This is a genomic window from Micromonospora sp. NPDC049257, from assembly GCF_040678915.1.
Classification (GTDB): domain Bacteria; phylum Actinomycetota; class Actinomycetes; order Mycobacteriales; family Micromonosporaceae; genus Micromonospora; species Micromonospora antibiotica.
In genome coordinates, this window is record NZ_JBFAQU010000029.1 from 1 (window position 1) to 26,653 (window position 26,653).

At 73.0% G+C, this 26,653-nt stretch carries 20 protein-coding genes; 11 read left to right on the forward strand and 9 right to left on the reverse strand.

The window, feature by feature from the left end; genetic code table 11:
* Positions 1 to 824: 824 nt before the first annotated feature.
* Entirely contained in the window at positions 825 to 2,186 is a 1,362-nt protein-coding gene (locus AB0K25_RS27615) for a DivIVA domain-containing protein (protein ID WP_363823499.1), read from the forward strand.
* Between the two features lie 240 nt (positions 2,187 to 2,426).
* Positions 2,427 to 3,173, forward strand: coding sequence for a class I SAM-dependent methyltransferase (locus tag AB0K25_RS27620; RefSeq protein ID WP_363823502.1), 747 nt, complete (start codon positions 2,427 to 2,429; stop codon positions 3,171 to 3,173).
* 59 nt (positions 3,174 to 3,232) lie between these two features.
* Here AB0K25_RS27620 and AB0K25_RS27625 read toward each other — a convergent pair whose 3' ends face one another.
* The gene (locus AB0K25_RS27625) at positions 3,233 to 4,012 is read right to left on the reverse strand and encodes a nucleotidyltransferase domain-containing protein (RefSeq protein ID WP_363823505.1); all 780 of its coding nucleotides are present in this window, start codon (positions 4,010 to 4,012) and stop codon (positions 3,233 to 3,235) included.
* Between the two features lie 107 nt (positions 4,013 to 4,119).
* Between AB0K25_RS27625 and AB0K25_RS27630 the strand changes: the two genes are divergently transcribed.
* Both AB0K25_RS27630 and AB0K25_RS27635 read left to right on the forward strand, forming a co-directional pair.
* Entirely contained in the window at positions 4,120 to 5,091 is a 972-nt protein-coding gene (locus AB0K25_RS27630; RefSeq protein ID WP_208570624.1) for a helix-turn-helix transcriptional regulator, read from the forward strand.
* A 237-nt stretch (positions 5,092 to 5,328) separates the two neighbouring features.
* Positions 5,329 to 6,279 carry an alpha/beta hydrolase gene (locus AB0K25_RS27635; RefSeq protein WP_219462208.1) on the forward strand — a complete coding sequence of 317 codons (951 nt, stop codon included), beginning with the start codon at positions 5,329 to 5,331 and terminating at the stop codon, positions 6,277 to 6,279.
* Here the strand turns inward: AB0K25_RS27635 and fxsT are convergent.
* The 6 genes from fxsT to AB0K25_RS27665 all read right to left on the reverse strand — a co-directional run bounded on the left by fxsT (position 6,273) and on the right by AB0K25_RS27665 (position 15,693).
* Positions 6,273 to 10,181 carry an FxSxx-COOH system tetratricopeptide repeat protein gene (gene fxsT / locus AB0K25_RS27640; RefSeq protein ID WP_363823508.1) on the reverse strand — a complete coding sequence of 1,303 codons (3,909 nt, stop codon included), beginning with the start codon at positions 10,179 to 10,181 and terminating at the stop codon, positions 6,273 to 6,275. The genes AB0K25_RS27635 and fxsT overlap by 7 nt on opposite strands.
* 2 nt (positions 10,182 to 10,183) lie before the next feature.
* The gene (locus AB0K25_RS27645; protein ID WP_219462212.1) at positions 10,184 to 11,344 is read right to left on the reverse strand and encodes a TIR-like protein FxsC; all 1,161 of its coding nucleotides are present in this window, start codon (positions 11,342 to 11,344) and stop codon (positions 10,184 to 10,186) included.
* A complete protein-coding gene (locus AB0K25_RS27650; protein WP_208570628.1) occupies positions 11,331 to 12,011 on the reverse strand; it encodes a TIR-like protein FxsC in 681 nt (226 codons plus the stop codon). Before AB0K25_RS27650 ends, AB0K25_RS27645 begins: the two co-directional genes overlap by 14 nt.
* Before the next feature lie 213 nt (positions 12,012 to 12,224).
* Entirely contained in the window at positions 12,225 to 14,504 is a 2,280-nt protein-coding gene (locus AB0K25_RS27655) for an FxsB family cyclophane-forming radical SAM/SPASM peptide maturase (protein ID WP_357536622.1), read from the reverse strand.
* A 16-nt stretch (positions 14,505 to 14,520) separates the two neighbouring features.
* Positions 14,521 to 14,652 (reverse strand): hypothetical protein, encoded by a 132-nt coding sequence (locus AB0K25_RS27660; protein WP_279632934.1) that lies wholly within the window; start codon positions 14,650 to 14,652, stop codon positions 14,521 to 14,523.
* A 138-nt stretch (positions 14,653 to 14,790) separates the two neighbouring features.
* Positions 14,791 to 15,693: a DUF4231 domain-containing protein gene (locus tag AB0K25_RS27665; RefSeq protein ID WP_363823513.1), complete on the reverse strand. Its 903-nt coding sequence runs from the start codon at positions 15,691 to 15,693 to the stop codon at positions 14,791 to 14,793.
* Positions 15,694 to 16,143: 450 nt separating this feature from the next.
* Between AB0K25_RS27665 and AB0K25_RS27670 the strand changes: the two genes are divergently transcribed.
* The 7 genes from AB0K25_RS27670 to AB0K25_RS27700 all read left to right on the forward strand — a co-directional run bounded on the left by AB0K25_RS27670 (position 16,144) and on the right by AB0K25_RS27700 (position 23,773).
* Positions 16,144 to 18,207, forward strand: a complete 2,064-nt coding sequence (locus AB0K25_RS27670; RefSeq protein ID WP_363823516.1) for a M4 family metallopeptidase — start codon at positions 16,144 to 16,146, stop codon at positions 18,205 to 18,207.
* A gap of 353 nt (positions 18,208 to 18,560) precedes the next feature.
* Positions 18,561 to 18,986: a helix-turn-helix domain-containing protein gene (locus AB0K25_RS27675; protein ID WP_219462217.1), complete on the forward strand. Its 426-nt coding sequence runs from the start codon at positions 18,561 to 18,563 to the stop codon at positions 18,984 to 18,986.
* A 197-nt stretch (positions 18,987 to 19,183) separates the two neighbouring features.
* Positions 19,184 to 19,942, forward strand: coding sequence for a molybdate ABC transporter substrate-binding protein (gene modA / locus AB0K25_RS27680; protein WP_255598174.1), 759 nt, complete (start codon positions 19,184 to 19,186; stop codon positions 19,940 to 19,942).
* A complete protein-coding gene (gene modB, locus AB0K25_RS27685) occupies positions 19,939 to 20,748 on the forward strand; it encodes a molybdate ABC transporter permease subunit (RefSeq protein ID WP_363823519.1) in 810 nt (269 codons plus the stop codon). The genes modA and modB overlap by 4 nt, the downstream gene beginning before the upstream one ends.
* Positions 20,745 to 21,806: an ABC transporter ATP-binding protein gene (locus AB0K25_RS27690; protein ID WP_363823522.1), complete on the forward strand. Its 1,062-nt coding sequence runs from the start codon at positions 20,745 to 20,747 to the stop codon at positions 21,804 to 21,806. Before modB ends, AB0K25_RS27690 begins: the two co-directional genes overlap by 4 nt.
* A gap of 222 nt (positions 21,807 to 22,028) precedes the next feature.
* Positions 22,029 to 22,478, forward strand: coding sequence for a CBS domain-containing protein (locus AB0K25_RS27695; protein WP_219462230.1), 450 nt, complete (start codon positions 22,029 to 22,031; stop codon positions 22,476 to 22,478).
* Positions 22,475 to 23,773 (forward strand): ArsB/NhaD family transporter, encoded by a 1,299-nt coding sequence (locus AB0K25_RS27700; RefSeq protein WP_219462232.1) that lies wholly within the window; start codon positions 22,475 to 22,477, stop codon positions 23,771 to 23,773. The genes AB0K25_RS27695 and AB0K25_RS27700 overlap by 4 nt, the downstream gene beginning before the upstream one ends.
* Here the strand turns inward: AB0K25_RS27700 and AB0K25_RS27705 are convergent.
* Both AB0K25_RS27705 and nhaA read right to left on the reverse strand, forming a co-directional pair.
* Positions 23,755 to 25,065, reverse strand: a complete 1,311-nt coding sequence (locus AB0K25_RS27705) for a cation:proton antiporter (RefSeq protein ID WP_308290754.1) — start codon at positions 25,063 to 25,065, stop codon at positions 23,755 to 23,757. The genes AB0K25_RS27700 and AB0K25_RS27705 overlap by 19 nt on opposite strands.
* A gap of 90 nt (positions 25,066 to 25,155) precedes the next feature.
* Positions 25,156 to 26,484, reverse strand: coding sequence for a Na+/H+ antiporter NhaA (gene nhaA, locus AB0K25_RS27710; protein ID WP_219462234.1), 1,329 nt, complete (start codon positions 26,482 to 26,484; stop codon positions 25,156 to 25,158).
* Positions 26,485 to 26,653 lie beyond the last annotated feature (169 nt).

Sequence of the window (26,653 nt, forward strand, 5' to 3'; positions counted from 1 at the left end):
CCTGTTGAGTTCTCAAAGAACAACCACACACCACCCGAAAGCCCCGACCAACAGGACCCCCGAACTGGGGTATCTCATCCACCATGACCAGCGCTTCCGCGCCAGGCACTTTTACTACGTTACCCGGTGGTATCAGCCGTGTCAAACCGCTCTGTCACGATCAACACCACATCAACCACAATTCCACACACCACGAAACCCCGGCTCACACCGGAAACCCCGCGATTATCGACAAGCCGGCCGCTGCGGTCTCCCGCACGCTCGCCCGGTGCCCTGCCGGTTGTTCACCCTACTCGACTGCTCTCTGCCCACCAAATCGACCCACGGTCGATCGGGAGGCATTCCTGAGATCAGTGGTCGCGCTCCGGCCTTCGGGGCTTTCACCCCGGTGCGTCCGTTCCGCGCTGACAGAGAGAAAGTTACGCGCTCGCCGAGTTGACCGTCAAATCCAGCCGGTGCGTTCCCGGCCACACCCCCGGTCACCTGCGGCCGGGTGCCCCGACACCACCCGGGACGGCCGGCGGGACTCCACTGGTGACCCGCGCTGAGCTGCGGAAAGTCCACGGGGACGAGGCCAGGTGGGCCGAATGGACAAAACCCGGTGCGCACGGTGGACGCACCGGCCAGGGCAACCCCCGGACACCGGTGGACCCGACCGGAACGCGACCGTGCGGACGAGCAGCCGTCCCGCCCGGATCGGTGCGTGGACCGCGCTCGGGGCCCGGTCACCCGCGGCACCGGTCGCCGGTAGTGTTTCGCCCCGTCGTGGCCCGCGGAGTCGCCCACGCGGACCTGGATCGCCGAGGAGTACGGAGGTTGGCTCTATGTCCACCGGGGAGGAGCCGTACGCGTCGCGTGACGACGGGACGTCACGGCCGAGCTTCGAGCTCGCGTTGCGGGGCTACGACAAGCGGCAGGTGGACCGCTACGTCGAGCAGATGGACGGGGCACTGTCGACGCTGACCGCCGACCGGGCCCGGGCCGCCGGCCAGATCCAGGGGCTGACCACGCACATCCAACGGTTGCAGGCGGAGCTGACCGAGTTGCGCCAACGGCCGGCCCAGGTGGACCGGGCGTCCTTCCGTGATCTCGGCCCGATGGTGGACCAGATCCTCGCCCTGGCCGAGAAGCAGGCTGCGGTGATCACCGACTCGGCCACCCAGCGGGCGAACCAGCTCCAGGGCGAGGCGGAGAAGACACTGGTCGACGCCCGGGACCGGACCGCGCAGGCGCTGCGGGACCTGGAGGAGGAGTTGACCGCCCGGCGCGAGGAGCAGGACAAGGCGTACGAGCAGCGCCGGTCGACGGCTGACGCCGAGCTGACCGAGGTCCGGGAGCGGGCCGAGAAGCTGCGGGCCGAAGGGGAAGCCGCCCACGAGCGGGCCCAGCAGGAGGCGAAGCGGATCAGCGAACAGACCGCCAAGCAGATCACCCAGACCCGGGCCGCCGCCGAGGCGTTGACCAAGGCCGCCCGGACCCAGATCCAGCAGGAGATCCAGGCGGCCCGGACCCAGAGCCAGCAGGAGCTGGCGCAGTGGCAGGCCACCGTGGAGCGGGAGGTCGGCGAGCGACGCGCCGCCGTCGAGCAGGAACTGGGCGAGCAGCGGGCGGCGGCGGAGCGGGAGCTGACCAACCAGCACAGCGCCGCCGAGCAGCAGATCGCCGCGCTGATCGCCGAGGCGCAGCAGTACGCCACGGAGGTCCGGCAGCGGGCCGACGAGCAGGCCAGCAGCCACCAGGAGCAACTGACCACGGTGCAGCGGGAGATCGCCGAGCGGCAGAAGGCCCTCACCGAGGTGCAGGGTGAGCTGGACACGGCCCGTGCGCAGTTGGCTGAGATCCAGCATGAGGGCGACACCGTCGAGCGGGAGTTGGTGCGTACCCGACAGCGGTTGGAGGAGGTCCGGCGCGACCTGACCGCGGAGAACCGACGGTTGGACGAGGCCCGGCAGGCCGCCGAGAGTGTGGAGCGGCACGCCAAGGACGTGCGGGCCCGGGTGCAGCGGGAGGCCAAGCGGGTCGCCGACCTGGCTGCCGCCGCCGTGATGGCGGCTGCCGCCGGGGGCGGTGAGACCGCCGAGTATCCGACCGTGGCGGCCCGACCGGCTGCCGAGCCGGCTGCGGAGCCAGTTGCCGACGCGGCGGTCAGCGAGCCGCCGGCCGACCGGGTGCCGACCAACGTCTGAGAGGTGGCGGGCGAGCCGGGGTGACATCGCTGGGCTCCGTTGGTGTCCCGTAGGCATCCATGGCCCTGGAACTGCCGGGTGGCGGGCCACCCGGGGCGAAATCGCTGGGCTCCGGGCCGGTGGGGACGTAGCCTGACGGCCCGTCACCACGTCCCCCGATCGAGGTGTCTTCCGTGCCCGTGCTCCGCGTGCCGACCGTCCGCTTCCCGCGCCCGTTGCCGCACCCCTGGAGTCATCGACATGGACCTCGATCGTAGTTTCGTCATCCGCGAAGGCGACCTTCGCATCCTCAACCCGTTCGACGACGACAAGCTCGCCGCCCTGGGCCGGGCGATCCGGCTCCGCCCCGACGACACCCTGCTCGACCTGTGCAGCGGCAAGGGTGAACTGCTGTGCACCTGGTCCCGTACGCACGGGGTCCGGGGCACCGGTGTCGACCTCAGCACCGTGTTCACGGCCGCCGCCCGGCGCCGTGCGGTCGAACTCGCCGTGGCCGACCGGGTCCGTTTCGTGCACGACGACGCCGCCGGGTACGTCCATCCCGAGAAGGTGGACGTGGCCGCCTGCGTCGGTGCCACCTGGATCGGTGGGGGCGTCGTCGGCACCATCGACATCCTGGCCAGGGCGCTGCGGCCCGGTGGGATGCTGCTGGTCGGGGAGCCGTACTGGCGGCGGGAACCGCCGGACCAGGAGACCGTCGCCGCGTGTCACGCCACCGCCCGGGACGACTTCGACGACCTGCCCGGGTTGATTCGCCGGGTCCAGGCGCACGGGTGGGACGTGGTCGAGATGGTCCTCGCCGACCAGGACAGCTGGGACCGGTACGCCGCGGCGCACTGGCTCACCCTGCGCCGCTGGCTGGACGCCCATCCGGACGACGACCTCGCCGAGGGGTTCCGGCAGGAGTTGACCGAGGACCCGGTCCAGCACGTGCGGTACCGGCGGGAGTACCTGGGGTGGGGGGTCTTCGCCCTGTTGCAGCGGTGACCCCGGCGGTGGCGGCCCGACGTCGAGCGTCGGGCCGCCACCGGTGCCGCGGTGACCGGTCAGCCGGCGGTGATCTCGGCCAGGATCTGCTGCTGGAAGGCGCGGGCTTCGGCGGCGGTCGGCGGTGGGCCGCCGTCGCGGGCGCGGACACAGCGGCGTAGCAGCTCCGGTTCGCGGCCGAGGGCGATCACCCGGTGGCCGGCGGCGACCTTCGACAGCCAGTCGCCGTCACGGACCCGGACCAGGGCGCGGCAGGCGGCCAGGACCGCGTCCTCGGCGCCGGGGGTGGGGCCGTCGCCGGGCGGGGCTGGTCGGGCCAGCCACCACCGCAGCGCCGCCACCAGCAACTGTCGCAGGTCACCCGGAGCCAGCTCGGCGAAGACCTCACCGGCTGGCGGCCCGGCCACCGGCAACCCCCGCTGGTGCAGGATGCTGCGGTCCAGGCCGTACCAGAAGTGGCCGTCGGCGGCGGGCCGGTCGGCCGGCGTGAAGGTGACCCGCGACGACATCCGCGCCCCGGTGTTGAGTTCCACCTCGAAACCGGGCTCGGGGGTGCCCGAGGCGGCCACCTCCCGCGAGTAGGTCACCATTTCCAGGCCGCGCGCCGGGCAGGGCAGGGTCTCGTGCCGCAGCCGGTCCACCAGGGCCTGGCTGGTCCGTCGGGGCAGGGTGCCCCGGCAGACCAGCGCCACGTCGACGTCGCTGCGGCCCGGCCGGTAGGCGTCCAGCGCCACCGAACCCGCCGCGTAGGCACCGACCAGCTCCGGTCCGAGCACGTCCCGCGCACAGGTGACCAGGTCGGCGAGGTAGCGGCGTACGGCGGGATCCATGGTGGTCATCCTGCCCGCTGCCGGAGGGCCGGCGGCGGCGGAGTCGGTCGGCGGGCACCCCTGGCGCGGATGCCGTCGGTGGGACAGACTTGAGGCCCGACACCGAGGACGGGGGCATGGGCGGTTCCACACAGGACGATGCGGCGGCGGAATTCGTGCGGGAACTGGCCCACTGGCGACGCCAGCGGGGATTGTCCAAGAAGGAGCTGGCCGAACGCACCGGCTTCGACCCGTCGTACGTCAGTCACATCGAGAACGGGCGGCACCAGCCCACCGAGGAGTTCGCCCGTCGGGTCGAGCTGGTGCTGGACAGCGGCAACCGGATCTGGCAGCAGTACGTCACCTTCGCCGACGCCCGGGGGTCGGGGGGACGCCGCTCGGCACTCGGCCCGACCGCGGTGCCGCCGCCGGCCGGCTCGCACCTGGTGATCGAGGACGAGCAGGCCATGCTCTCCCTGGTGGACGGGGTGTACGAGTGCCGGTTCCGCCGGGTGCTGCACAGCGTGGGCACCGAGCCGATCACCCGGCACACCGTGCAGATCGACATCGACCGGTTCCCCGAGGATCCGGCCCGGTCCGCTCTTTTCCACAGCCACCACCCGCTCACCATCGACGAGGTGGCTTTCCGGGCGACCATCGGCACCGAGCAGGCCGAACCGATGCGGTGGCGGGTGAGTCGCAGCCGGGACGCCTTTCTCAAGATCGTGTTGTTGCTGGACGGTGGGGGCACCCCGATGCCGCTCTATCCCGGGCAGCGCACCGTCGTCGACTACGCCTACCGGGTGCCGGCGTGGAAGTTCGGTGACTGGTTGCAGCGTGACATCCGGCTGCCCACCCGCAACCTGGTGATCCGGCTCGACTTTCCGGTCGAGACCGGCCCGACGGTCTGGGGCTCCGAGACCTCGTTCACCTCGGAGTCGACCGTCGAGGTGCACCCGGACCGCCGGGAGGGGCAGGGGCGGGTCGCGTACCGGTGGGTGGTGTCCCGGCCCCGGCTGCGCGCGCAGTACCGGGTCGACTGGCGTTACGCCGACCCGCGTGCCGCGCTGGTCGACGCGCCGACGGATATCCGACCGTTGGCCTGCTGAGCACCGCCGCCGGGGCGCCCCGGCGGCGCGGGCGGGCGGAGGCCGCCCGCAAGGCCGGCCCGTCCTGGCCGACAGGTGTCGCTTCCGACAGATCCGGCCTGTTGTCGGGCTCGGCATAGCGGTGCGGCGGGCTCGACCGTTAGGCTCGAAGGCTGAGCGGAGCCGACGGAAACCATCGTAGCTGCTCGATGCAAATCGCGAGTAACGGCTGGTAGTGGCACTGGAAGGCAGGCTGCAGTGACCCGAGAAGGTGAGCCTGGGCCGCGATACGCCCACCGTGCGGACAACAAGCGGGTGGCGTACGAGGAGTCCGGTGCTCCCGACGGGTTCCCCGTCTTCCTGATGCACGGCACACCCGGCAGCCGGCGGGGGCCGAAGCCCCGGGGCATCGTGCTCTATCGGATGGGGATCCGGTTGATCGCCTACGACCGCCCCGGATACGGCGACTCCGACCGGTTCGAGGGTCGGGACGTGGCCGACGCCGCGCGGGACGTGGAAGCCATCGCCGACCAGCTCCGGCTCGGCCGGTTCGCGGTGGCCGGCCGCTCCGGGGGCGGGCCGCACGCGCTGGCCTGTGCCGCCGACGAGCGCCTACGCGGCCGGGTGAGCCGGGTGGCGGTGCTGGTCAGTTTCGCGCCGTCGGAGGCCATCGGGCTGGACTGGTTCGACGGCATGAACCGCGACAACCAGCGCGGCTTCGGTGACGGTCGGCACGACACCGAGATCGTGGTCGAGGAGATCCGCCAGCGCGCCGCCCGGGCCGCCGAGGACCCCCGGTTCCTGCTGCGGGAGCTGATGACCCAGATGGGGCCACCGGACCGCCGGGCGATCAACGACGCGGCACTGCGCGGGATCATCTTCGACACCTACCAGGAGGCGTTGCGGGCCGGCCCGTACGGCTGGATCGACGACGTGCTGGCGCTGCGCCGCGACTGGAAGTTCGACCTCGACGCGATCGACACCACGGTCACCCCGGTACGCCTGTGGCACGGCGAGGAGGACACCTTCGCGCCGGCCAGCCACGGCCGGTGGCTGGCCGCCCGGATCCCCGGGGCCGAGATCGAGGTGCAGCCCGGCGCGGCCCACTTCGACGCCATGCAGCAGCTCCCGCGCATGCTGCGCTGGCTCGTCGACGGGCAGGCCCCGACGGGCACCGACGTGCTCATCGGGGCCCGACCCGGTCAGTAGGGGTGCGGGTCGAGGACCCGACGCACGTACCGTCCGGCGCGCAGCACCACCACACTCGGGTGTTCCTGCCCGATCCGGTCGGCGAGCCGGTCGGCCAGTCGCATCCGTCCGATGCTGACCGTCCCGCCGGTAGCCGCCTGTCGGGCCGTCTCCAGGTTGCCCAGGCTGCGCAGGGTGTCCGGGTGGTCGACGCCCAACGCCGCCGTCAACCGGTCCACCACCGCCTGCAACCGGGCAAAGCCCTCCTCGTCCTGGCCGGTGAGGATGGCGAAGACGGCGAGGTTGTTGTCCGCGCCCATGCTGAACGGATGCTCGGGCCCCAGCACCTCCCGTAGCCCGTCCGCCGCGGACACGGTGAGCGCGTACGCCTCGTCCTGCTCACCGATGTCCCACAGCGCCACCCCCCGGTTCAGTTCACACACCAGCGTGTAGGGGTGCCGCGCCCCGAACACCTCAGCGAGCGTCTGCTGCACCTCCTCCAGCTCCGCGCGGGCCTGCGCCCCGTCCCCCTCGAGCATCAGGTTGGCCGTCCGGCTCAACCGGCTGAGCAGGGTGTCCGGGTTGGTCGCCCCCAGGGTGGCCCGCAGCCGCGTGTAGGCGTCGTCGAGCAGCCGGCCGGCTTCGGCGATCCGGCCGGTGCTGCGCAGCGACGTGGCGAGGTTGGCCTGGCTGATCAGCAGCTCCCGGAACTGGTCGCCGAACAGCCGCCGGTAGCCCTCGATCACGTCCTGCAGCAGGGTCACCGAACCCTGGTAGTCGCCGGTCTCCCGCAGGTCGCGCGCGTAGTTGCCAGCTGAGAGCAGGGTGCGTGGGTGGTCGGGGCCGAGCACCACCCGCAGCCGACGGTAGGTGGCCTCGTCGAGGTCCAGGGCCCGGGTGAAGTCGCCGGCCAACCGGTGGGAGGCGGCCAGGTTGTTGGCCGCGTTGAGGGTCCGCCGGTGGTCCTCGCCGAACACCTCCACGCAGGCCCCGTGGGTACGCAGGTCGCGCTCCAGGGCCGGCCGGTAACGGCCGAGGGCCCGAAGGTCCGCCGCGTACCCCCCGGCGGTCATCAGGGTGTAGGGGTGGCTCTGGCCGATCAGCTCCTCCTGCTGGTGCAGGGTGTCCTCGTCGAGCGCCAGGGCCTGCTCGAAGCGGCCGAGGCTGCGCAGCAGGTTGGCCCGGTTGAAGCGCAGGTTGAGCAGTTGCACGCGCAGCGCCCGGTGCGCGCCGGTATCCGGGGAGAGCCCATCGAGCATCGTCGTCCAGGTCGTGTCCACCTCCCGGGCGTACTGCGCGCCCTGCGCGAAACCGCCGTTGAGGAAGATGTACCGGACCCGGTCGATGACCAACTGCCGGACGGTGTCGTCGTGACAGGAGACCGCGTCCGAGCCGTCCAGGTGCGGCCACAGGTGCCGGTACCGGACCTGGAAGACCGGGTCGTCCACCTCACCCGAGGGGCGGGAACCGGCGAGGATGCGGTGCACGTCGTGTTTGACCTCGGCCAGTTCCCGCTCGGACATCCGGGCCCGCAGCGCCGCCTGGAGCAGTCGGTGGATCTGCACCCGCTGGGCGTGCAGGTCCACCTTGATCAGGGCGAGCCGGTTGATCCGTTGGACCAGCGCCGCGGCGATGTCGCGTTCCGAGACCCGGTCGGTGACCTGCGCGGCGACCGACGGGTCGTGCGGGGCGATGACCTTCGCCACCTGGTCGCTGAAGAGCAGGTCGAGGGCGATGTCGGGGGCCAGCACCGAACCGAGTTGCAGCAGCCGGTAGGCGCCCGGGGACTGCTCCCGCAGGCCCTCCAGCGACCGGCCCCACACGTCGCTGTCCGGGCCGGTACGCGCCAGGCCCGCCAGGTAGGTGGCGACCGAGTCGGGGCTCTCCGCCAGCCATGCCCCGGCCAGCGCCACCAGGATCGGGACGTCCTCCACCGCCTCGGCGACCTGCTGCGCCTCGGCGGCCGTCATGCCGCGACGGCCGGTACGACCGATCAGGTGGTTGACGCTCTCGCCCCGTTGGAAGGCTTCCACGTCGACCGCCCGCGCCAGGTCGCCCCAGTCCGGGTTACGGGTGGTCACCAGCACGTGCCCCTCGCCCTGGGGGAGGAAGTCCTTGACGTGGTCGTACTGGTCGACGTTGTCGAAGACGACCAGCCAGCGCAGCGGCGGCTCGTCGGCACCCCGGCCGCCGCCGTGGCTGAGCCAGTCCCGGACCGCCCGGGTGTTGTCCGGCACGTGCTGCAGGTCCGGCAGGTTGAGCCGCCGCCCCAGGTCGGCGAAGCGGACGTCGATGAACTGCGCCGGGTCCGCGTCCACCCACCACACGACGTCGTACGCGCCGTGGAAGCGGTAGGCGTACTCGGTGGCGACCTGGGTCTTGCCGATGCCCGCGCCACCCCGCAGCGCCACCGGGACGCGTTCGCGCGCCGCCGCCTTCAGCTCCTCCCGCAGGGCCAGCAGCAGGCCCTCCCGGCCGGTGAAGCGGACGTTGCGCGCCGGGGCGTAGAAGACCATCGGCTCGACGGCCGGGTAGCGGGTCGCCGGCACCGGCCGGTTCCGCCCGTCGACGGACCGCCCGACCAGTTCCCACACCTGCTCGGCGGCGGCCGAGACGCCGCGCTCGTGCACGGTGGCCCAGCTTCCCGGCGGGGTGTCCACCGACGGGGTGGTGTCGTCCAGATGCAACGCGAGCACGGGAGAACCCGCCTGCCGGGCGGCCCCGCCGAACGCCCGGCGGGCGGCGAGGTAGGACCGGGAGACCAGGTGCAGCTCACGCGAGGGCGTGCCGGCCGGCACCGACGCCGGGACACCCAGCGGGGTGGCCAACACCCGCAGGTCGACCGCGTGCAACGTGGACTGCACCCACTCCGCCCACGCCTGGTCCTCCGGCACGTACCGCAGCACGATCAACTCGTCGACGATCACCGGTTTGCGTTCGAAACGCTGGATCGTCTGCCGGCGCAGCCCGTCGTCCATCCGGGGCAGCCCGGTGACCGCACCACCGGTGATGTGCCGGGTCAACGCCTCGTACGCCGACAGCAGGCCCCGGCTGCCCGGCACGTCGCCGAAGGTCGCCAGGGTCTCCTCGTACGCGTAGTAGGCCCGGTAGGGCACCTCGACGGAGAGCCAGTAGTCCTGCCGTTCCAGGTCGGTCATGCCGCTGGGCAACCCGACGAACCGCTGCATGGCCAGCGCCCGGCCGGCGTCGGTCTTGGTCTTCTCCCCCTCGTCGACGCGCATCGGCACCGGCAGCACCCGGCGGGCCCGTCGCCCCTCGTAGCTGCGGACCCGGGCGGCGACCGTGGCGGCGCCGTCGATGCCCTGGTCGCTGAGGGTGAAGCAGTCGACCAGCAGGTCCGGCAGGTGGATGGTGCAGATCTCGGCGACGTCGCTGATGCCGGTGCGGCTGTCGATCAGGGCGTAGTCGTAGTGCCGCTTCATGTCCGCGCGCAGCGCGTCGAAGAACTGCGCCCCGCCGAGCCGGTTGTAGAAGTTCTCCCAGTTGAGTCCGGTGACGCTGGTCGCGTAGTCGGGGTTGTGCCGGCCGGCGAGCAGCAGGTCCAGGGTGCCGCCGCCGGGGAACTCCCAGCCCACCGAGAAGGCGTACTTGTGGACCCGGGCGTACTGCCGGTGCCAGTCGCCGGGGCGGGTGTCGACGCCCTCCTGCCGGCGGCGGGCGTTCTCCCACTCGTACTCCAGGATCAGGTCCATCACCCCGCCGGTGGAGGCGACCTGCTCCGGGTCGAGGAACGGTGCGAAGAACCGGTGCAGGCCGGGGGATTCCAGGTCCCAGTCGGCGACGAGCACCCGGTGGCCGTTCGCGGCGAGGATCCAGGCGGTGTTCGCCAACGCCATCGTGCGCCCGGTGCCGCCCTTGTACGAGTAGAAGGTGACGACCTGGCCGTCGTGGGGTGGAGTCATCGTCATGCCTTCCCTCGCCGTACGTCGAACGGTCCGGTCGCCCCCAGGGTCGGCTTCGGGTCGTGCGGGCCCTGCGGCGGATCGACCGGACCGTGCCGGAGGAACTGTTTACGCGCCTCGGTGACCAGCAGCGGGGCGCAGCGCTCAAACTCGTCGATGGTGCGCACCGGCAGCACCCAGGGGAACCGGGCGTCCTGCAAACTACCGGCGATCGCCTCGGGCGTCGGCTCGCCACGCGCGTGGTCGGCGGCGATGACGAGCGGGACCGCCCACCGCGGCAACCCGTCGAGTGCGGACCGGGCGGCGGCCACCCCGACGCCGGCGTCGACCAGCACCACCGCCGGGCTGCTGGCGGCCCGGTCCCGGGCCTCGGCCAGCTCGACGACCCGGGTGGGCAGGCCCAGCCGTTCCGCGGTCGCGGCCACGTAGTCGGCGACGGCCAGTTGGTGCTGGTCGCCGTAGGGCCGCCAGCGCGCCCGGTCGGCGGTGAGGGTGGTGACCACGAGCGCGGCGCCCGGCCCGTCGGGGACCGGGCTGCTGGTCAGCGTCGTCGCCCGGGACGGGGCCAGCGGCTCGTTCTCGGTCACCGTGACGATCCGGTCGGCCAACGCACCGAGCAGGGTGCGGTACTGGGTGCGGTAGGCGCTCAGCTTGCACAACGCCCGCAGCCCGTTGTCGGCGTAGTCGGCGCGGTCGCCGGGGTCACCCACCAGGTCCAACGCCTGGACGGTCTCGGGACGGTCCCCCCAGGACGGCAGCGGCATCCAGAGCACCGGCAGCACGTGCCGCTCGGCCCGGCCGGCCGCCAGCCGGACCAGCCGGCTGCGGAAGGAGTCGCGTTCACCGAGCGCCCAGGCGTTGCGGAAGTAGTTCGGTGAGTAGAGGGGCACGAAGACGTGGGCGAGGCTCAACGCGTTGGTCAGCGTCCGCCTCAGGTCGACGCCGGGGCTGACCTGGCCGTCGAAGAATCCCGCGTCGAGCGGGCCGAGCCGGGTGGCGCGTTCCCGCACCGCGTCGGCGAGTTGGTGGAAGAACTGGCTGACCCAGTAGTCGGTGTCCGGCCGGGCGGCGTCGGACAGCGGGACGGAGTGCGCATAGCTGAGGAAGAAGTAGGTCTCCTGCCCGACGACGCCCGCCGGGGAGGAGGGGTCAGGCCAGGTCATGCCCGTCCTCCTCGAACTGGTCGGGCAGCTGCCGCAGATCGGTCGGCACCGCCGCCTCGACCCAGTGCGTGCGGTACGCGCGGGCGACCCGCTGGGCCAGTCGCCAGACCACCGCGTCGTAGGCGTCCTTGCCGTTGCTGCCGAGGCTGAGCAGTCCGTAGATGCCCTCCTCGTGATATTGCGGGGCGATGTCCGAGGGTAACCGGGTGGGGGTGAACATCTGCCGCTGCGACACGGGTGGGGGCATCCGCCGACGCTCCACCACCGACCAGTTGACGGGGATGACCGGGGTCTCCCCCGCCGACGGTTCGGCGTCCGGGCGGGGTACGACCCGCCGCCGGGTGAAGGCGTTCCACTCCCGGGCGCACCACGCGCTGCGCAGGTACTGCGGTGAGATCAGCGGGATGAACACCTGGCAGTGCCCGGCGGCGAAGGCCAGGTCGTCGGTCCACAGCTGTCCCCCGTCGAGCATCCGGTCCATGAAACCCGCCGTTCGTCCGGGGCCCAGGCCGAGCAGCTCGACGACGTGGTCGGAGAGGTCGACGAAGAGCTGGAAGACCTTCTGGTTGGTGTCCCGTGGGGGTGCCGCCACCCGGTTGCCGGTACGGGCGTAGCTGAGGAAGAACACGGGGGCGCTCTCGTCCTCCCGGAACTGTTCCTCCGCCACCTACCGCTCCCGCCCGGCGCCGCCACTCCCGACCGACCACAGTATCGATCGCCGCCAACTCCGCGCTGTCCCGTTCCTGCCGGTCGGGGTCCGGCGGCGTCGGCGACGGGCATCCGGGCCGGGGTCGGCCGGCACCCGGGACGGTCCGTGGCCGGCGCACCGGGTCGCGACGCTGCACACCACGACGATCCCCGCCGGCCGCTCCGGCGGGGGTCACCGCCAGTCGTCCAGGGTGGCACGCATCCGCTGGACGAAGCGCTGGCCGTCGGCGGTGAGGCTGCCCAGGTCGAGCAGCGCGTCGACCGTGCCGTCGGTCCATTCCCGGTAGCGCCGGTGGTGCGCCACCGCCTCGGCCCCGGGGCGGTGCCGCCACACGTCGGCGACGGCGAGGTGGGCGTAGACGCCGTGCAACGCGCCCTCCACCGGGCGCGGGTCGTCGCGCCAGGGCACCCGCAGCCGCCGGGCGTCGGCGGGGTCGAACAGGTCGCAGACGTCGAGGATCGCGTCGAGCTTGAGGTGCTGCACCTCGTGGACGAGCAGCACCGCCAGTGCGGCGGCGTCGACCGTCGGGGTGACGGCGACCGCGCCGAACGCGGACCGGGCGGCGGCGCTGCGGGACCGGCCGGACGGGTCGGGTCGCAGCGGCACCACGGCGCGCAGCAGGGCACGGACGCCGGTGGCGTAGCCGACGGCCTCGGCGTCGAGGCGGTGCACCGCCTGCCGGACCTGCGTCGTCCACCGGTCGGCGACCGCCGGGGTGAGCCGGGCCGCCACCGACAGGTCGAAGCAGTCCCGGTACGGGTCGGTGTCCTCCAGGAGGATGGTCCCGTCGCCGGTGTACGCCGTCCGGGTCGGCTGCCACCGGTCCGGGTTCGGCCCCCGCAGTGGGCGGACCCGGATCCGACGCCGGCCGGCCCGCAGCTCGACCGATCCGGCGCAGATGGCGACGGCGATGGTGTCGACGGGGGTGTCCACGACGAGCGTGCCGAGCGTCGGCAGGTGCACCGTGCCGGCCCGTACCGGCAGCACGAGGTCGGTGTCGACGCCGGCACGGACCGCTGCTGCGGCGGCGACGGCGGCGAGGTGGGGCAGCTCACCGGTCTCCCCGGCCCGGCACCGCTGGGCCCACCGCCGCACGAAGGGGTGGGTCAGCACGGTCTGGACGGCGTCGGGCGCGGCCACGTCCAGGTCCACCAGGAGCCGCCACCCGGCTGCCGCGACCGGGTCGGCGGTGGCGGCGGGGCTGAGCGCGACCGTCAGGGCGCGGGCGATGCCGTGGTGCACGGCGGCGAGCTGACCCATCGACTCCGCACCGCCCCGCCCGGAGCCGAGGTCGTCCAGGACGGCGGACGGCAGCGCGTCGGCCGACCGGTCCGGCACCGGGCCGGCGGGCGTCGTGGTCGCGCGGACCAGCGCGGCCAGGTCGGCACAGTAGACGGACGGGTTGTCGAAGCCGCTGCCGGAGCGGTACCGGTGGGCGAAGAGGCCACCGCCGCACCGGCGTACCAACGGGCAGGACCGGCAGGTGGCGCAGAGGCCGGCCAGGCCGGTCTGCCGCACCGCGATGCCGGGATGGGCGGCCGCCTCGTCGACCGGGTGGCGGAACACGTCCAGGCCGGTGGCGGCCGCGCCGTGGAAGGCGGACTTGAGCGAGTCGACCTGTTCGAAGGTGCCGTCGGTCTCCACCACCACCAGATCGGCCGGGGCGAGCCCGACGGCCTCGGTGCTGGTGCTGCCCCCGGCGGCGGTGGCCAGCAGGGACTCCAGCAACCGGATCGGCACCGGTCGCCCGTCGGCCAGCCAACGCCGGTGGATCGTCAGCAGCCAGTCCGCGTAGGGGGTGGCCGCGCCGTCGGGGCGGGTGGGCGGCCGGTCCCAGTTGGCGTGCGGCAGCAGGAAGTCGATCCGGGGTGGTTGCTCGGCGAGCAGCGCCTGGTAGACCCGGAGCGGATCGTTGGCCAGGTCGACGGTGCACAGCAGGCCGGCGTAGGCGCTGCGGTAGTCGGGGCGGCGCAGCAGGGCCAGCCCCCGGCGCACCTGGTCGTAACTGCTCGCACCCGTGGCGTAGCGGCGGTGCCGGTCGTTGGCCGAACGGTCGCCGTCCAGGGAGACGCCGACCCGGATCTCGTGGGCGACGAGGACGTCGGCGATCTCGGGGGTGAGCAGCACCCCGTTGGACTGCATCCGCAGGTCGAGCCGGGCCACCGGGGTGATGGTCCGGCGCAGGGTGTCGGCGGTGGCGGCGAGCCGGGCCGCGCCGGCGAGTAGCGGCTCTCCGCCGTGCAGGACCACCCGTACGGTGCCGAGCCGGTGGTCGGCGGCGTGTTCGGCGATCCGCCGCGCGGTGGCCTCGACCGTGTCGGGCGTCATCAACCGGGGCTGACGACGCCACGACTGGTCGGGGTGTTCGTAGACGTAGCAGTGGTCACAGGACAGGTCGCATCGGCTGGTCAGCTTGAGGACGTACTGGCTGAGCGGGGCGACCGGAGGCACGGGCGGGTCGACCAGGTCAGACCGTCGAGCCGAAGGAGGCGACGTCGACCCGGGTCGGGTGGGCCGCCCGGCGGTCGTCGATGCGGGCCACGGCGACGGCCCGGTCGACCGGGATCTGGCCGAGTGGCGTACGCCGCACGTCGCTCATCGGCGCCGGGAACGGATCGGACAGGCGTTGGGTGCGGTCCACGTGGGGCCCCATTTCGTGTCGGGAGTGGACGGAGGTCCGTCCACGTCGACGGCCAATCACAGATATCGATGATGCTATCCGCCACAGCGCGTCATGTCACTGCTGCGCAGCGCCATCTTCCTCGATCATCTTGGCCATCCAGGCGGCGTTGGACTGGGCGATGATCCGCTCGGCCTCGGCCACGAGCGCGTCGTCGTCGGTCCAGCCCAGGCCGGCCGCGCGGGTCGTCCGCAACCGGGTCAACTGGTCGGCCGTCCGGGCGTACTCCAGGTGCTGCTGCTCGAAACGCTGGGCCGCCCCGTAGCCGACCAGCGCCGTGGTGACCACCGCGGCCACCCCCACCCAGGCGGTCAGGCCCCACCCGTCACCCAGCACCCCGGCGGCGGCGGAGAGCAGTGCGGCCAGCACGGTCAGCCCGGTCGCGGCCCGGCCGATGCGCGCGGCGGACCGGCCGGCCCGCCGGGCGGCCGGCAGGTAGTAGCCCTCGACCTGCCGCTGCACCCGTTCGACGAGGTAGCTCGGCACGTCGGAGACGGGCGGTAGCGGACGCCGCCCCGCCGCGACGTCGAGGGTGTGCCCGACCAGGTCGCCGCCGTCGGCCAGGAGCAGGTCGTGGCGGCGCAGCAGGACGGCGTCGGCATCGGCGTCGGCGTACGGGGCGACGCGGGCGAGGTAGCGGTGCAGTTCCGCCTTCATCGCCTCGGAGGTCGCGCGGAACCGGGTCCAGGCCGCCACCGCGTCCCGGGAGGCCGCGCGGCCGGCCACCGGCACCAGCAGCAGCGACGTGGCGGCGACGAGTGCCAGCACCCGCCCGGCGGTGGGCGCGGGCTCGGCCAGTCGGGCCGCCGCGGTGCCGGCGACGGCGGCGGTGACGGTGAACGCGGCGACCAGCCGTCGTCCCCTGGTGATCCGTCGCTTGGCCCGTTGGGCGGCCTGCGACCAGATGCCCTGCCCCCGCCACACCTCGGCGGCGGCGAGAGTTCCGTCGATGTCCGGCACGCCCCGAATGGTAGGTGACCCGCGCATCCGACTCGTGCCCGCTGGGCCGAGCACGACGGACATGACGACGTTGTCGTACTGCTGGTCGACCGGGTGTATGCGCATCGGCCGCGCGTTCCGGCGAAAACGATCAACTGGGGCGGCCGACCGGACAGGATCCGGAGAGGACGACCTGTTCAGGGCGGGGTGCATGACGGTCGTTCATCGAGCGGCAACAGTCGTACCGACGACAGTGTCCGATGGTTGCCCCGGTCAACCCATTGATATGGGTGCCTACCCGTGTGATCGTGCCTCCAGTGGTCGCCAACCCCCGGCGACCTGCGACGGACAGTCACCCCCACCGGGCCGCCGGCAGCCCGGAGACCGCCCGACGCAACCACGCCTCAGCGCAGCATCGGCGCGCGACCCCACCGGGTCTCGCAGCGCCGCCCGAGAACAGGAGCACCCCCCTTGAAGCTCTCACCCCGCCTCGTCGCGCTCTCCGGCGCGGTCGCGGCCGGCCTGATCGCCGCGGGCACCACCGCAGCGGTACAGGCCGCGCCCTCCCACCCCACCCCCGACCCCGCCCAGGCCCGCGCCGCCGCCGTCGGCGCAGCCGGCTCGCTGGTCGCCAGCCGCCCCGGTTACCTGCACGCCAGCGCCGACGACGCGTTCGTGCAGCGGCCGGTCATCTCCTCCGAGGGCATGCAGTACGTGCCGTACGAACGCACCTACCGGGGCCTGCCCGTGGTCGGCGGCGACTTCGTCCTGGCGACCACCGCCACCGGGGAGGTCACCTACGCCTCCGTCGCCCAGCAGCAGAGCATCGGCGACCTGTCGACCACACCGAAGCTCACCACCACGGCGGCCGAGCGGATCGCCCGCGCCCAACTGCGCAAGGTCACCGGTGTCGAGGGCACCACGCTGGTCGTGCACACCCTCGGCGCCCGGCCCGCGCTGGCCTGGGAGACCACCGTCACCGGCACCGGCACGGACGGCCCCAGCCGGCTGACCGTCGACGTGGACGCCGTCACCGGCGCGGTGCTGGGCACCCAGGAACACGTCGTCCGGGGCACCGGCACCGGGGCGTGGAACGGCCCGGTCACCCTGACCACCACCCAGTCCGGCAGCACCTACTCGCTGAAGGACCCGGGCACCACCAACCTGAGCTGCCAGGACGCCGCGAACAACACCACCTTCTCCGGCCCGGACGACGTCTGGGGCAACGGCACCGGCACCAGCAAGGAGACCGGCTGCGTCGACGCGCTGTTCTCGGCGCAGACCGAGCACAAGATGCTGTCGCAGTGGCTGGGGCGCAACGGCGCGAACGGCAGCGGCGGCGCGTGGCCCATCCGGGTCGGCCTCAACGACCAGAACGCCTACTACGACGGCAGCCAGGTGCAGATCGGCAAGAACACCGCCGGGCAGTGGATCGGCTCGCTCGACGTGGTGGCCCACGAGATCGGCCACGGCATCGACGACACCACCCCCGGCGGCATCTCCCGGGGCAACACCCAGGAGTTCGTCGCCGACACCTTCGGCGCGGCCACCGAGTGGTTCGCCAACGAGCCGGCCAGCTACGACGCGCCGGACTTCCTCGTCGGCGAGAAGATCAACCTGGTCGGCAGCGGGCCGATCCGCAACATGTACAACCCGTCCGCGCTCGGCGACGCCAACTGCTACTCCAGCAGCATCCCGAGCCAGGAGGTGCACGCGGCGGCCGGCCCCGGCAACCACTGGTTCTACCTGCTGGCCATGGGCAGCAACCCGACCAACGGGCAGCCGACCAGCCCGACCTGCAACAGCAGCACGGTGACCGGTCTGGGCATCCAGAAGGCTATCAAGATCATGTACAACGCGATGCTGCTCAAGACGACCACCTCGTCGTACCTGAAGTACCGCACCTGGACGTTGCAGGCCGCCAAGACCCTCTACCCGGGCAGCTGCACCGAGTTCAACACGGTCAAGGCCGCCTGGGACGCGGTGAGCGTGCCCGCCCAGTCCGCCGACCCGACCTGCACCGGCGGCACCCCGACGCCCACCCCGACGGCGACCTCCACCCCGACGCCGACCCCGACCTCGGGCGGCTGCTCGGGCCAGAAACTGACCAACCCCGGCTTCGAGTCCGGCGGCACCGGCTGGACCGCCACCTCGGGCGTGATCACCTCGTCGGCCAGCCAGGCCGCGCACGGTGGCTCGTACAAGGCGTGGCTCAACGGGTACGGCTCGACCCACACCGACACCGTCACCCAGTCGGTGAGCATCCCGGCCGGTTGCCGGGCCACCCTGTCCTTCTGGCTGCACATCGACACGGCCGAGTCGGGCAGCACGGCGTACGACAAGCTGACCGTCAAGGCCGGCAGCACCACCCTGGCGACGTACTCCAACGTCAACGCCGCCAGCGGCTACGTGCAGCGCAGCTTCGACGTGTCGGCGTCGGCCGGCAGCACCGTCACCATCTCGTTCAGCGGGGTGGAGGACAGCAGCCTCCAGACGTCCTTCGTGGTGGACGACACCGCGCTTACCCTGAGCTGACCCCACACTGCCGGCAGCGGCCGGTCGTCGCACCCGCGACGGCCGGCCGTCGGCGTGTCGGCCCCCACCCGGCAGTCCGCGACGTGTCTGCCCGGTCGCGGCGACACCTGCGGCGGCCCACGATCCGGCTCGCTGATCTCCGATCGCCTCGTTCGCCCGACCCCGCCCGGCCCGGCACGGCGAACCGCTCTCCGGCCTCCGGGGCGGAGCCCACCGAGGTCGAGCTGGCCGCCGCCGTCACGGCCGCCTGCCACAGCCGGCCGCACATGCGACGATAGGACGGCATCGCACTTGGCTTCTACTAGTGATACGACCGCCTTCCGCCGGTAACTGCGAGTGGCTAGGGTGACCGGGTGAGCGTGTTTCGGATCAGTGAGGCCGCCGAGCTGCTCGGCGTCAGCGCCGACACCGTGCGGCGCTGGGTCGACGCCGGCCGGCTCCCCGCCCACCGGGACGCCCACGGGCACCGGCTCGTCGACGGCGTGGAGCTGGCCGCCTTCGTCCGCACCCAGTCCGCCGGCCCGGACGAGGGGGCCGAGTTCTCCTCGGCCCGCAACCGGCTGCGCGGGATCGTCACCGCCGTCGTCCGGGACACCGTGATGGCCCAGGTCGACATCCAGGCCGGGCCGTTCCGGATCGTCTCGCTGATGAGCCGCGAGGCGGTCGACGAGCTGGGACTCCAGGTCGGCTCGGTGGCCGTCGCGGTGATCAAGTCGACCACCGTCGTGGTGGAGCGACCCGCGCCCACCGGTCCGGCCAGGGGAAGGATCCAGCCGTGACCCACCCCGCCGCCGGCCCGGCCCCCCGCCACGCCACCGACGGCACCGCCAACGGCACCGCCAACGGCACCGCCACCGCCACCGCCGGCCCTGCCAACGCCGGTCCCGCCGACGGCACTGCCGGGACCGGCCCGGCCGTTTGCTTGCACCGGCTCGGCGGCGGCGCGGTCGGCCGGCGGGTCCGCGCCGTCGTCGGCCTGCTCGCCACGGCCACCCTCGCCCTGGCCGGATGTGGCGTGGACCGCACCGGTCCGGCTGACGACGGCGGCCCGACCGGCACGGTGACCGTCTTCGCCGCCGCGTCGCTGACCGAGTCGTTCACCGCCCTCGGCCGACGGTTCGAGGCGGACCACCCGGGCAGCACGGTCACCTTCAACTTCGCCGGCAGCTCCGCGCTGGCCACCCAGATCACCCAGGGTGCGCCCGCCGACGTCTTCGCCTCCGCCGCCCCGAGGAACATGGCCACCGTCACCGACGCCGGCCACGCCGCCGGCACCCCCACCGTCTTCGCCCGTAACCAGCTGGTCATCGCCGTACCCGAGGGCAACCCGCAGCGGCTCGCCGGGCTGGCCGACCTCACCCGGCCCGGGCTGAAGGTCGCCCTCTGCGCCACCCAGGTGCCATGCGGGGCGGCGGCGACCACCGCCCTGGACCGGGCCGGCGTCCGGGTCACCCCGGTCACCCTCGAACAGGACGTCAAGGGCGCGCTGGCCAAGGTGAAGCTCGGCGAGGTCGACGCCGCCCTGGTCTACCGCACCGACGCCCGCGCGGCCGACCGGGAGATCGACGGTATCGATTTCCCCGAGGCCACGCGGGCCGTCAACGACTACCCGATCGTGGTGCTGGCCGACGCGCCGAACCCGACGGCCGCCCGCGCCTTCGTCGCGCTGGTCCGTTCCGCGGCCGGCCGGACGGTCCTCACCGACGCCGGGTTCCAGCCCCCGTCGGGCCCGTGACCGCCCCCGCCCGCCGACGCGGCACCGGTCAACGGGTGCCGGTCGCGCTGCTCGTACCAGCTGCGCTCGGGTTGCTGTTCCTGGTGCTGCCGCTGGGCGGCCTGCTGCTGCGCACCCCGTGGACGTCGCTGGGACCGCGCCTCACCGCGCCCGGCGTGCTCACCGCGCTGCGGTTGTCCGTCCAGTGCGCCACCCTCGCCACGCTGCTCTGCCTCGCGCTGGGCGTACCCCTGGCCTGGTTGTTGGCCCGGGTCGAGTTCCCCGGGCGGCGGTGGGTCCGGGCGCTGGTCACCGTGCCGCTGGTGCTGCCGCCGGTGGTCGGCGGGGTGGCCCTCCTGCTGGTCTTCGGCCGGCGTGGACCGGTCGGCGGCTGGATCGACACCACCTTCGGCGTCACCCTGCCGTTCACCACCACCGGTGTGGTGCTCGCCGAGGCGTTCGTGGCGATGCCGTTCCTGATCATCGCGGTGGAGGGGGCGCTGCGCGGCGCCGACCACCGCTACGAGGAGGCCGCCGCCACCCTCGGCGCGGGCCGGTGGACCACCTTCACCCGGGTCACCCTGCCGTTGGTCGCCCCCGGCGTCGCCGCCGGGGCGGTGCTGTGCTGGGCCCGCGCGCTCGGCGAGTTCGGCGCGACCATCACCTTCGCCGGCAACTATCCGGGCCGCACCCAGACCATGCCGCTCGCGGTCTACCTGGCCCTGGAGACCGACGTGGAAGCCGCCGTCGTGCTCAGCCTGGTGCTGCTGACCGTCTCGGTGCTGATCCTCGCCGGGCTGCGCGACCGCTGGATCACCGGCCCGTGACCGGCCCGCTGCTGGACGGGCACCTGGTCGTCGACCGGGCCGACTTCCGGCTGGACGTCCGGCTGCGCGTCGCCGCCGGTGAGGTGGTCGCGCTGCTCGGCCCGAACGGCGCCGGCAAGACCACCGCGCTGCGTACCCTCGCCGGGTTGCACCCGCTCAGCGCCGGGTGGCTGCGCCTGGACGGGATGGAACTGGACCGCCCGGACGCGCGGCGGTTCGTGCGGCCCGAGCATCGACCGGTCGGCGTGGTGTTCCAGGACTACCTGCTCTTCCCGCACCTGACCGCCCGGGACAACGTCGCCTTCGGTCCCCGCCGGCAGGGGCTGCCCCGGCGGGCCGCCCGGGAGCGGGCCACCGACTGGCTGGACCGGGTCGGCCTGGCCGCGCACGCCGGACGCCGACCCCGGCAGCTCTCCGGCGGGCAGGCCCAGCGGGTCGCCCTGGCCCGGGCGCTCGCCGTGCAACCGACCCTGCTGCTGCTCGACGAGCCGCTGGCCGCGCTCGACGCGCGCACCCGGCTGGACACCCGGGCCCACCTGCACCGCCACCTCACCGACCACGCCGGGGCGGCCGTGCTGGTCACCCACGATCCACTGGACGCGCTGGCACTGGCCGACCGGCTGGTCATCGTCGAGGACGGCCGGGTGGTCCAGGAGGGCGACGCCGGCACGGTCACCACCCGGCCGCGCACCGACTACGTGGCCCGGCTGGTCGGGCTCAACCTGCACCGGGGCCGGGCCGAGGGCCGGCTCGTCCACCTCGCCGACGGGTGCGCCGTGCCGACCACCGACCGGCTCGACGGCGACGCCTTCGTGGTCTTCCCGCCCACCGCCGTCACCCTGCACCCGGAGCGGCCCGAGGGCGACGCCCCGCACACCTGGCCGGCCACCGTCGCCGGGGTGCACCGGCACGGGGACCACCTGCGGGTGCAGCTCACCGGGACGGTCAGCACCGTCGCCGACGTCACCCCGGTCGTCGCCGCCGGGCTGCGGCTGCTCCCCGGGCAGCAGGTCTGGGCGAGCGTCCAGACCGCCGCGACGCGCGTCTACCCGGTCTGAGCGCCATCCCGGTCGGCGACCGTGCCCCTCTCCCGCCGGGGCGTGCGACAGCGGGCCGGCACGGCGACGGGCGGTGCCCGGGAGAAGACCGGGCTTCGGCTTCTCGGGCGACATGCCGACTCCTGTCCACCGACGGATCTCGTACTAGGGTGACGGCAGGTGTGCCGGGAAGACTGGTCGGCGTGCGGTAGCCCATGCCCGAAACACCTTCGAGGAGTCGCCGTGCGCGCCAAGGACCTGGCGGTGCCGTTTCCCACGATCACCCTCGACGCCCCGGTGCTGGAGGCTGCCCGGCTGCTCGCCGGGCACAACCTACCCGGGCTGATCGTCGTCGACGCCGCCGGTCGTCCCGTCGCGGTGCTGCCCGGCACCCAGGTGCTGCGTCTGGTCATCCCCGGCTACTGCCGGGAGGATCCGACGCTGGCCCGGATGATCGACGAGCCGTCGGCGGATGTCTTCCTGCGTGGGGCGGAGGGTCGTTCCGTGGCTGAGCTGCTGCCCCATGAGCAGCCCGGACCGCCCGTGGTCGAACCGCAGGCCACCGTCCTGGAGGTCGCTGCGGTGATGGCCCAGAAACGCAGCCCACTGGTCGCGGTCGCGGCCCGGGGCGCGGCGGTGACGGGCGGCATCACCCTGGACGCCCTGCTCGACCGGATGCTGGGTACGGCGTGAGCGGCCTGGCCTGGACGGCGGTGGCCGTCTTCACCGTCGCGTACATGCTGATCGCCACCGAGAAGATCCACCGGGTGGCCGCCGCCCTCGGCGGCGCGGCGGTGATGTTCCTGATCGGGGCAACCGACACCGAACACGCCTTCTTCTCCGAGCGGTCCGGCATCGACTGGAACGTCATCTTCCTGCTCATCGGCATGATGCTCATCGTCGCGGTGCTCAAACGCACCGGTGCTTTCGAGTACGTCGCCGTGTGGGCGGCCAAGCGCGCCCAGGGGCGACCGTTTCGGGTGATGGTGATCCTGGTGCTGATCACCGCCGTCGCCTCGGCGGCCCTGGACAACGTCACCACCGTGCTGCTCATCGCCCCGGTGACCTTCCTGGTGTGTGAACGCCTGGACGTGCCGGCGGTGCCGTTCCTCATCGCCGAGGCGATGGCATCGAACATCGGCGGCACCTCCACCCTGGTCGGCGACCCGCCGAACATCATCATCGGCAGCCGGGGCGGGCTGAGCTACAACGACTTCCTGATCCACCTCGCCCCACTGGTGGTGCTGCTGCTGGTGGTCTTCCTGGGCCTGTGCCGGGTGCTGTTCCGGCGGGCTTTCCGCTACGACCCGACCCGTGCCGCGCAGATCGCCTCGCTGCGGGAGAAGGACGCGATCCGGGACCCTCGCCTGCTCATCCTCGGGCTGGCGGTACTCGGCGCGGTGACCGCCGCATTCGTCCTGCACACCACCCTGCACCTCGAACCGGCGGTGGTCGCCCTGCTCGGCGGGCTGCTGCTGCTCGCGTTGTCCCGCCTCGACGCCGGGGAGGTCAGCCGGGACGTGGAGTGGCCCACCCTGGTCTTCTTCGCCGGCCTGTTCATCATGGTCGGCGCGCTGGTCAACACCGGGGTGGTCGAGCAGATCTCCCGGGCCGCGATCGACGCCACCGCCGACCGGCTGCTGCCCGCCACGATGGTGCTGCTGTGGGGATCGGCCGCGTTGTCGGCGATCGTCGACAACATCCCCTACGTCGCCACCATGAGCCCGGTCGTCGCCGACATGGTCAACGCCAACGGCGACACCGCCCAGTCCCGGGTGCTCTGGTGGGCGTTGGCCCTCGGTGCCGACCTGGGTGGCAACGCCACCGCCGTCGGCGCCTCCGCCAACGTCGTGGTGCTGGGACTGGCCGAACGCGCCGGGCAGCGGATCACCTTCTGGCAGTTCACCCGGTACGGGCTGATCGTGACCCTGGTCACGGTGGGGCTGGCCGTGCCGTACCTGTGGCTGCGTTACTTCGTGCTGGCCTGAGCGTCGTCGGTGTCGCCGGTCCGGTCGGGCCCGTCTCCCGGTCCCGGCCGGGAGACGGGCGCGGGGCGGGCGGCCCGCCGCCACCGGTGCACCACCCCGTGCCACGCCGGTGCCTCCCGGGCCTCGTCGAAGGCGCGCGCCACCACCACGTCGGTGGAGGAGTGCGCCAGGATCGAGATGACGATGGTCAGCGCGACCAGGTGGAACACCTCGTCACCGGCGGCGATACCGGACTCCAGGACCAGCAGTCCGTAGACGACCGAGGCGAACCCCTTGGGCCCGAACCACATCGCGGCGGCCTGCTCGCGCAGGCTCAGCCCCGAGCGCAGGAAGGAGATCCACAACGCGAGCGGGCGGGCCACCACGATCGCCAGCACCGCGAAGAGCCAGCCGGCCCACGAGATCTCGCCGAGGAACTCCACCGAGATCAACGCGCCGAACACCAGCAGCGCGGCCAGCTTCAGCAACTCGGCGACGTTCTCCCCGAAGTGCTCGAACGCGGCCCGTTCCCGGGGCCCGAACGTGGCCACCGTGATGCCGGCGGCGAAAGCGGCCAGGAACAGGTTGCCGTGGGTGACCTTGCCCAGCGCCAGCACGAGCAGACCGATGGCGACCCCGTTGAGCGGCGCGTACGCCGCCGAAGCGGCGAACCACCGGGTCCGCTCCAACGCGATCGCCGCCAACGGCACCAGCACCCCGATCAGCAACCCCACCGCCAACTCGGTGCCCAACTCCCCCAGGTGCAGGTCGTCCGAGCCGGCCGCGACCGCGAGCAGCACCACCACGAACGGCAGCGCCAGGCCGTCGTTGACACCGGACTCGACGTTGAGCAGGTGCCGCAGCCGGGACGGTACCTTGTCGTTGCCGACCAGCGCGGCGGCGAACACCGGGTCGGTGGGGGCCAGGATCGCGCCGATCAGCAACGCCTCCGGCCAGTCCAGCCCGGCCACGTAGTGCGCCAGCACCGCCGTCACCAGCAGGGTCAGTGGCAGGCCCCAGCCCAGCGCGCGGCCCGGCAGCCGCCAGGCCGCGCGCAGATCGGCCCAGCCGACCCGCATCCCGTCGGTGAACAGCACCGCGAACAACGCCAGCTCGGCCAGTTGCGCCACGATCGGCGAGTCGGCCCGTAGGTGCAGCACCCCGCCGGTGTTCTCACCGAGCAGGAACCCGGCGACCAGGAACAGCGCCGCGGTGGACAGGATCGTCCGGTGGGCCAACGCGGAAACCAGCACTGCGGCGAGCAGGACGGCGGCGAAGCAGAGCAGCAGCACGGCGAGACCTTCCAGGGGCACGGACCAGCACGGTGCCGACCAGACTTCCCGGCGCTCCTCGGATCGCCGTGATCATAGCGACCGGGTGGGGGCACCGCTGCGATGGCCGGGTCACCGCCCGGTGGGCCGCTCCGACTCCGGTTCGAAGACGTCCGGTACGCCGTCGCGGTCCAGGTCGATGCTCTCCGCGTCGTGCACCCGCCGGTAGACGCGTCCCCGGGCGCGCAGGATGACGCTGGCCAGCAGCGCAGACAGCAGTGAGCCGGCGAGTACGGCGATCTTGGCGTGGTCGTCCCGCTCACTGCCGAGGCCGAAGGCGAGTTCCCCGATCAGCAGCGAGACGGTGAAACCGATCCCGCCGAGCAGTGCGAGACCGAGCACGTCGAGCCAGTTGAGGCCCTCGTCGAGGTCGGCGCGGGTGAACCGGGACACCAGCCAGGTCGCGATCAGGATGCCGACCGGCTTGCCGATGATCAGGCCGACGACGATGCCGATCGCGACCCGGTCGGTCAACGCGGTGGCCAGGCCGGCGAGGCCGCCGACGGTGACGCCAGCGGAGAGGAACGCGAAGATCGGAACGGCGATCCCGGCGGAGATGGGCCGGACCCGGTGCTCGAAGTGTTCGGCCAGGCCGGGGCCGGCGTCCGGGCCACCGGCCGCCGCGCTGCGGACCACCGGGACGGTGAAGGCGAGCATGACGCCGGCCACCGTGGCGTGCACGCCCGACTCGTGCACCAGCACCCAGGTGAGGGCCGCCAGGGGCAGCAGCAGCCACCAGGACCGGACGCGGCGCTGCACCAGGAACGCGAAGGCGGCGAGCGGCAGCAGCGCGCCCAGCAGCGGGCCGACGGAAAGGTCCGAGGTGTAGAAGACCGCGATGATCATGATGGCGAGCAGGTCGTCGACCACCGCCAGGGTGAGCAGGAAGGTCCGCAGCGCCGACGGCAGGAACCGGCCCACCACGGCGAGCACCGCCAGGGCGAAGGCGATGTCGGTGGCGGTCGGAATGGCCCAGCCCCGGCCGGCGTCGGTACCCGCGCCGGCGGCGATCACGTAGTAGAGGACGGCGGGCACGACCACCCCGCCGACGGCCGCCGCCACCGGCACCGCAGCCCGGCGGGGATCCCGCAGGTCACCGGCGACGAACTCGCGCTTGAGTTCCAGACCGGCCACGAAGAAGAAAACGGCCAGCAGACCGTCGGCGGCCCAGGTGGCGAGGCTGAGATCCAGGTGCAGCGCCGCCGGGCCGACGGTGAGGTCCCGTAGCGCCTGGTACTGCTCCGACCAGGGAGTGTTGGACCAGACGAGGGCGATCAACGCCCCGACGAGCAGGAGTGCCCCGCCGACGGTCTCCTTGCGGAGAATGGTGGAGATGCGGCTGGTCTCGCCCCACGAGCGGCGGGCGAACAGGCTGGTACGGCGCCGGTCGGCGTCGGTCACGGAAACTCCTCGTCGGCAGGGGTCGCGTCATCCATCGCCGACCAGACTTCCCGGCACACCAGGACCCAGCCTATCCGCCGACGCGGCGAACACATCGACGTTCGCGACCTGGGCACGAGGCCCGGACGCGGCCAGCACCCGCGGCGGCCCGCACAAGCTCCCGCGCGCC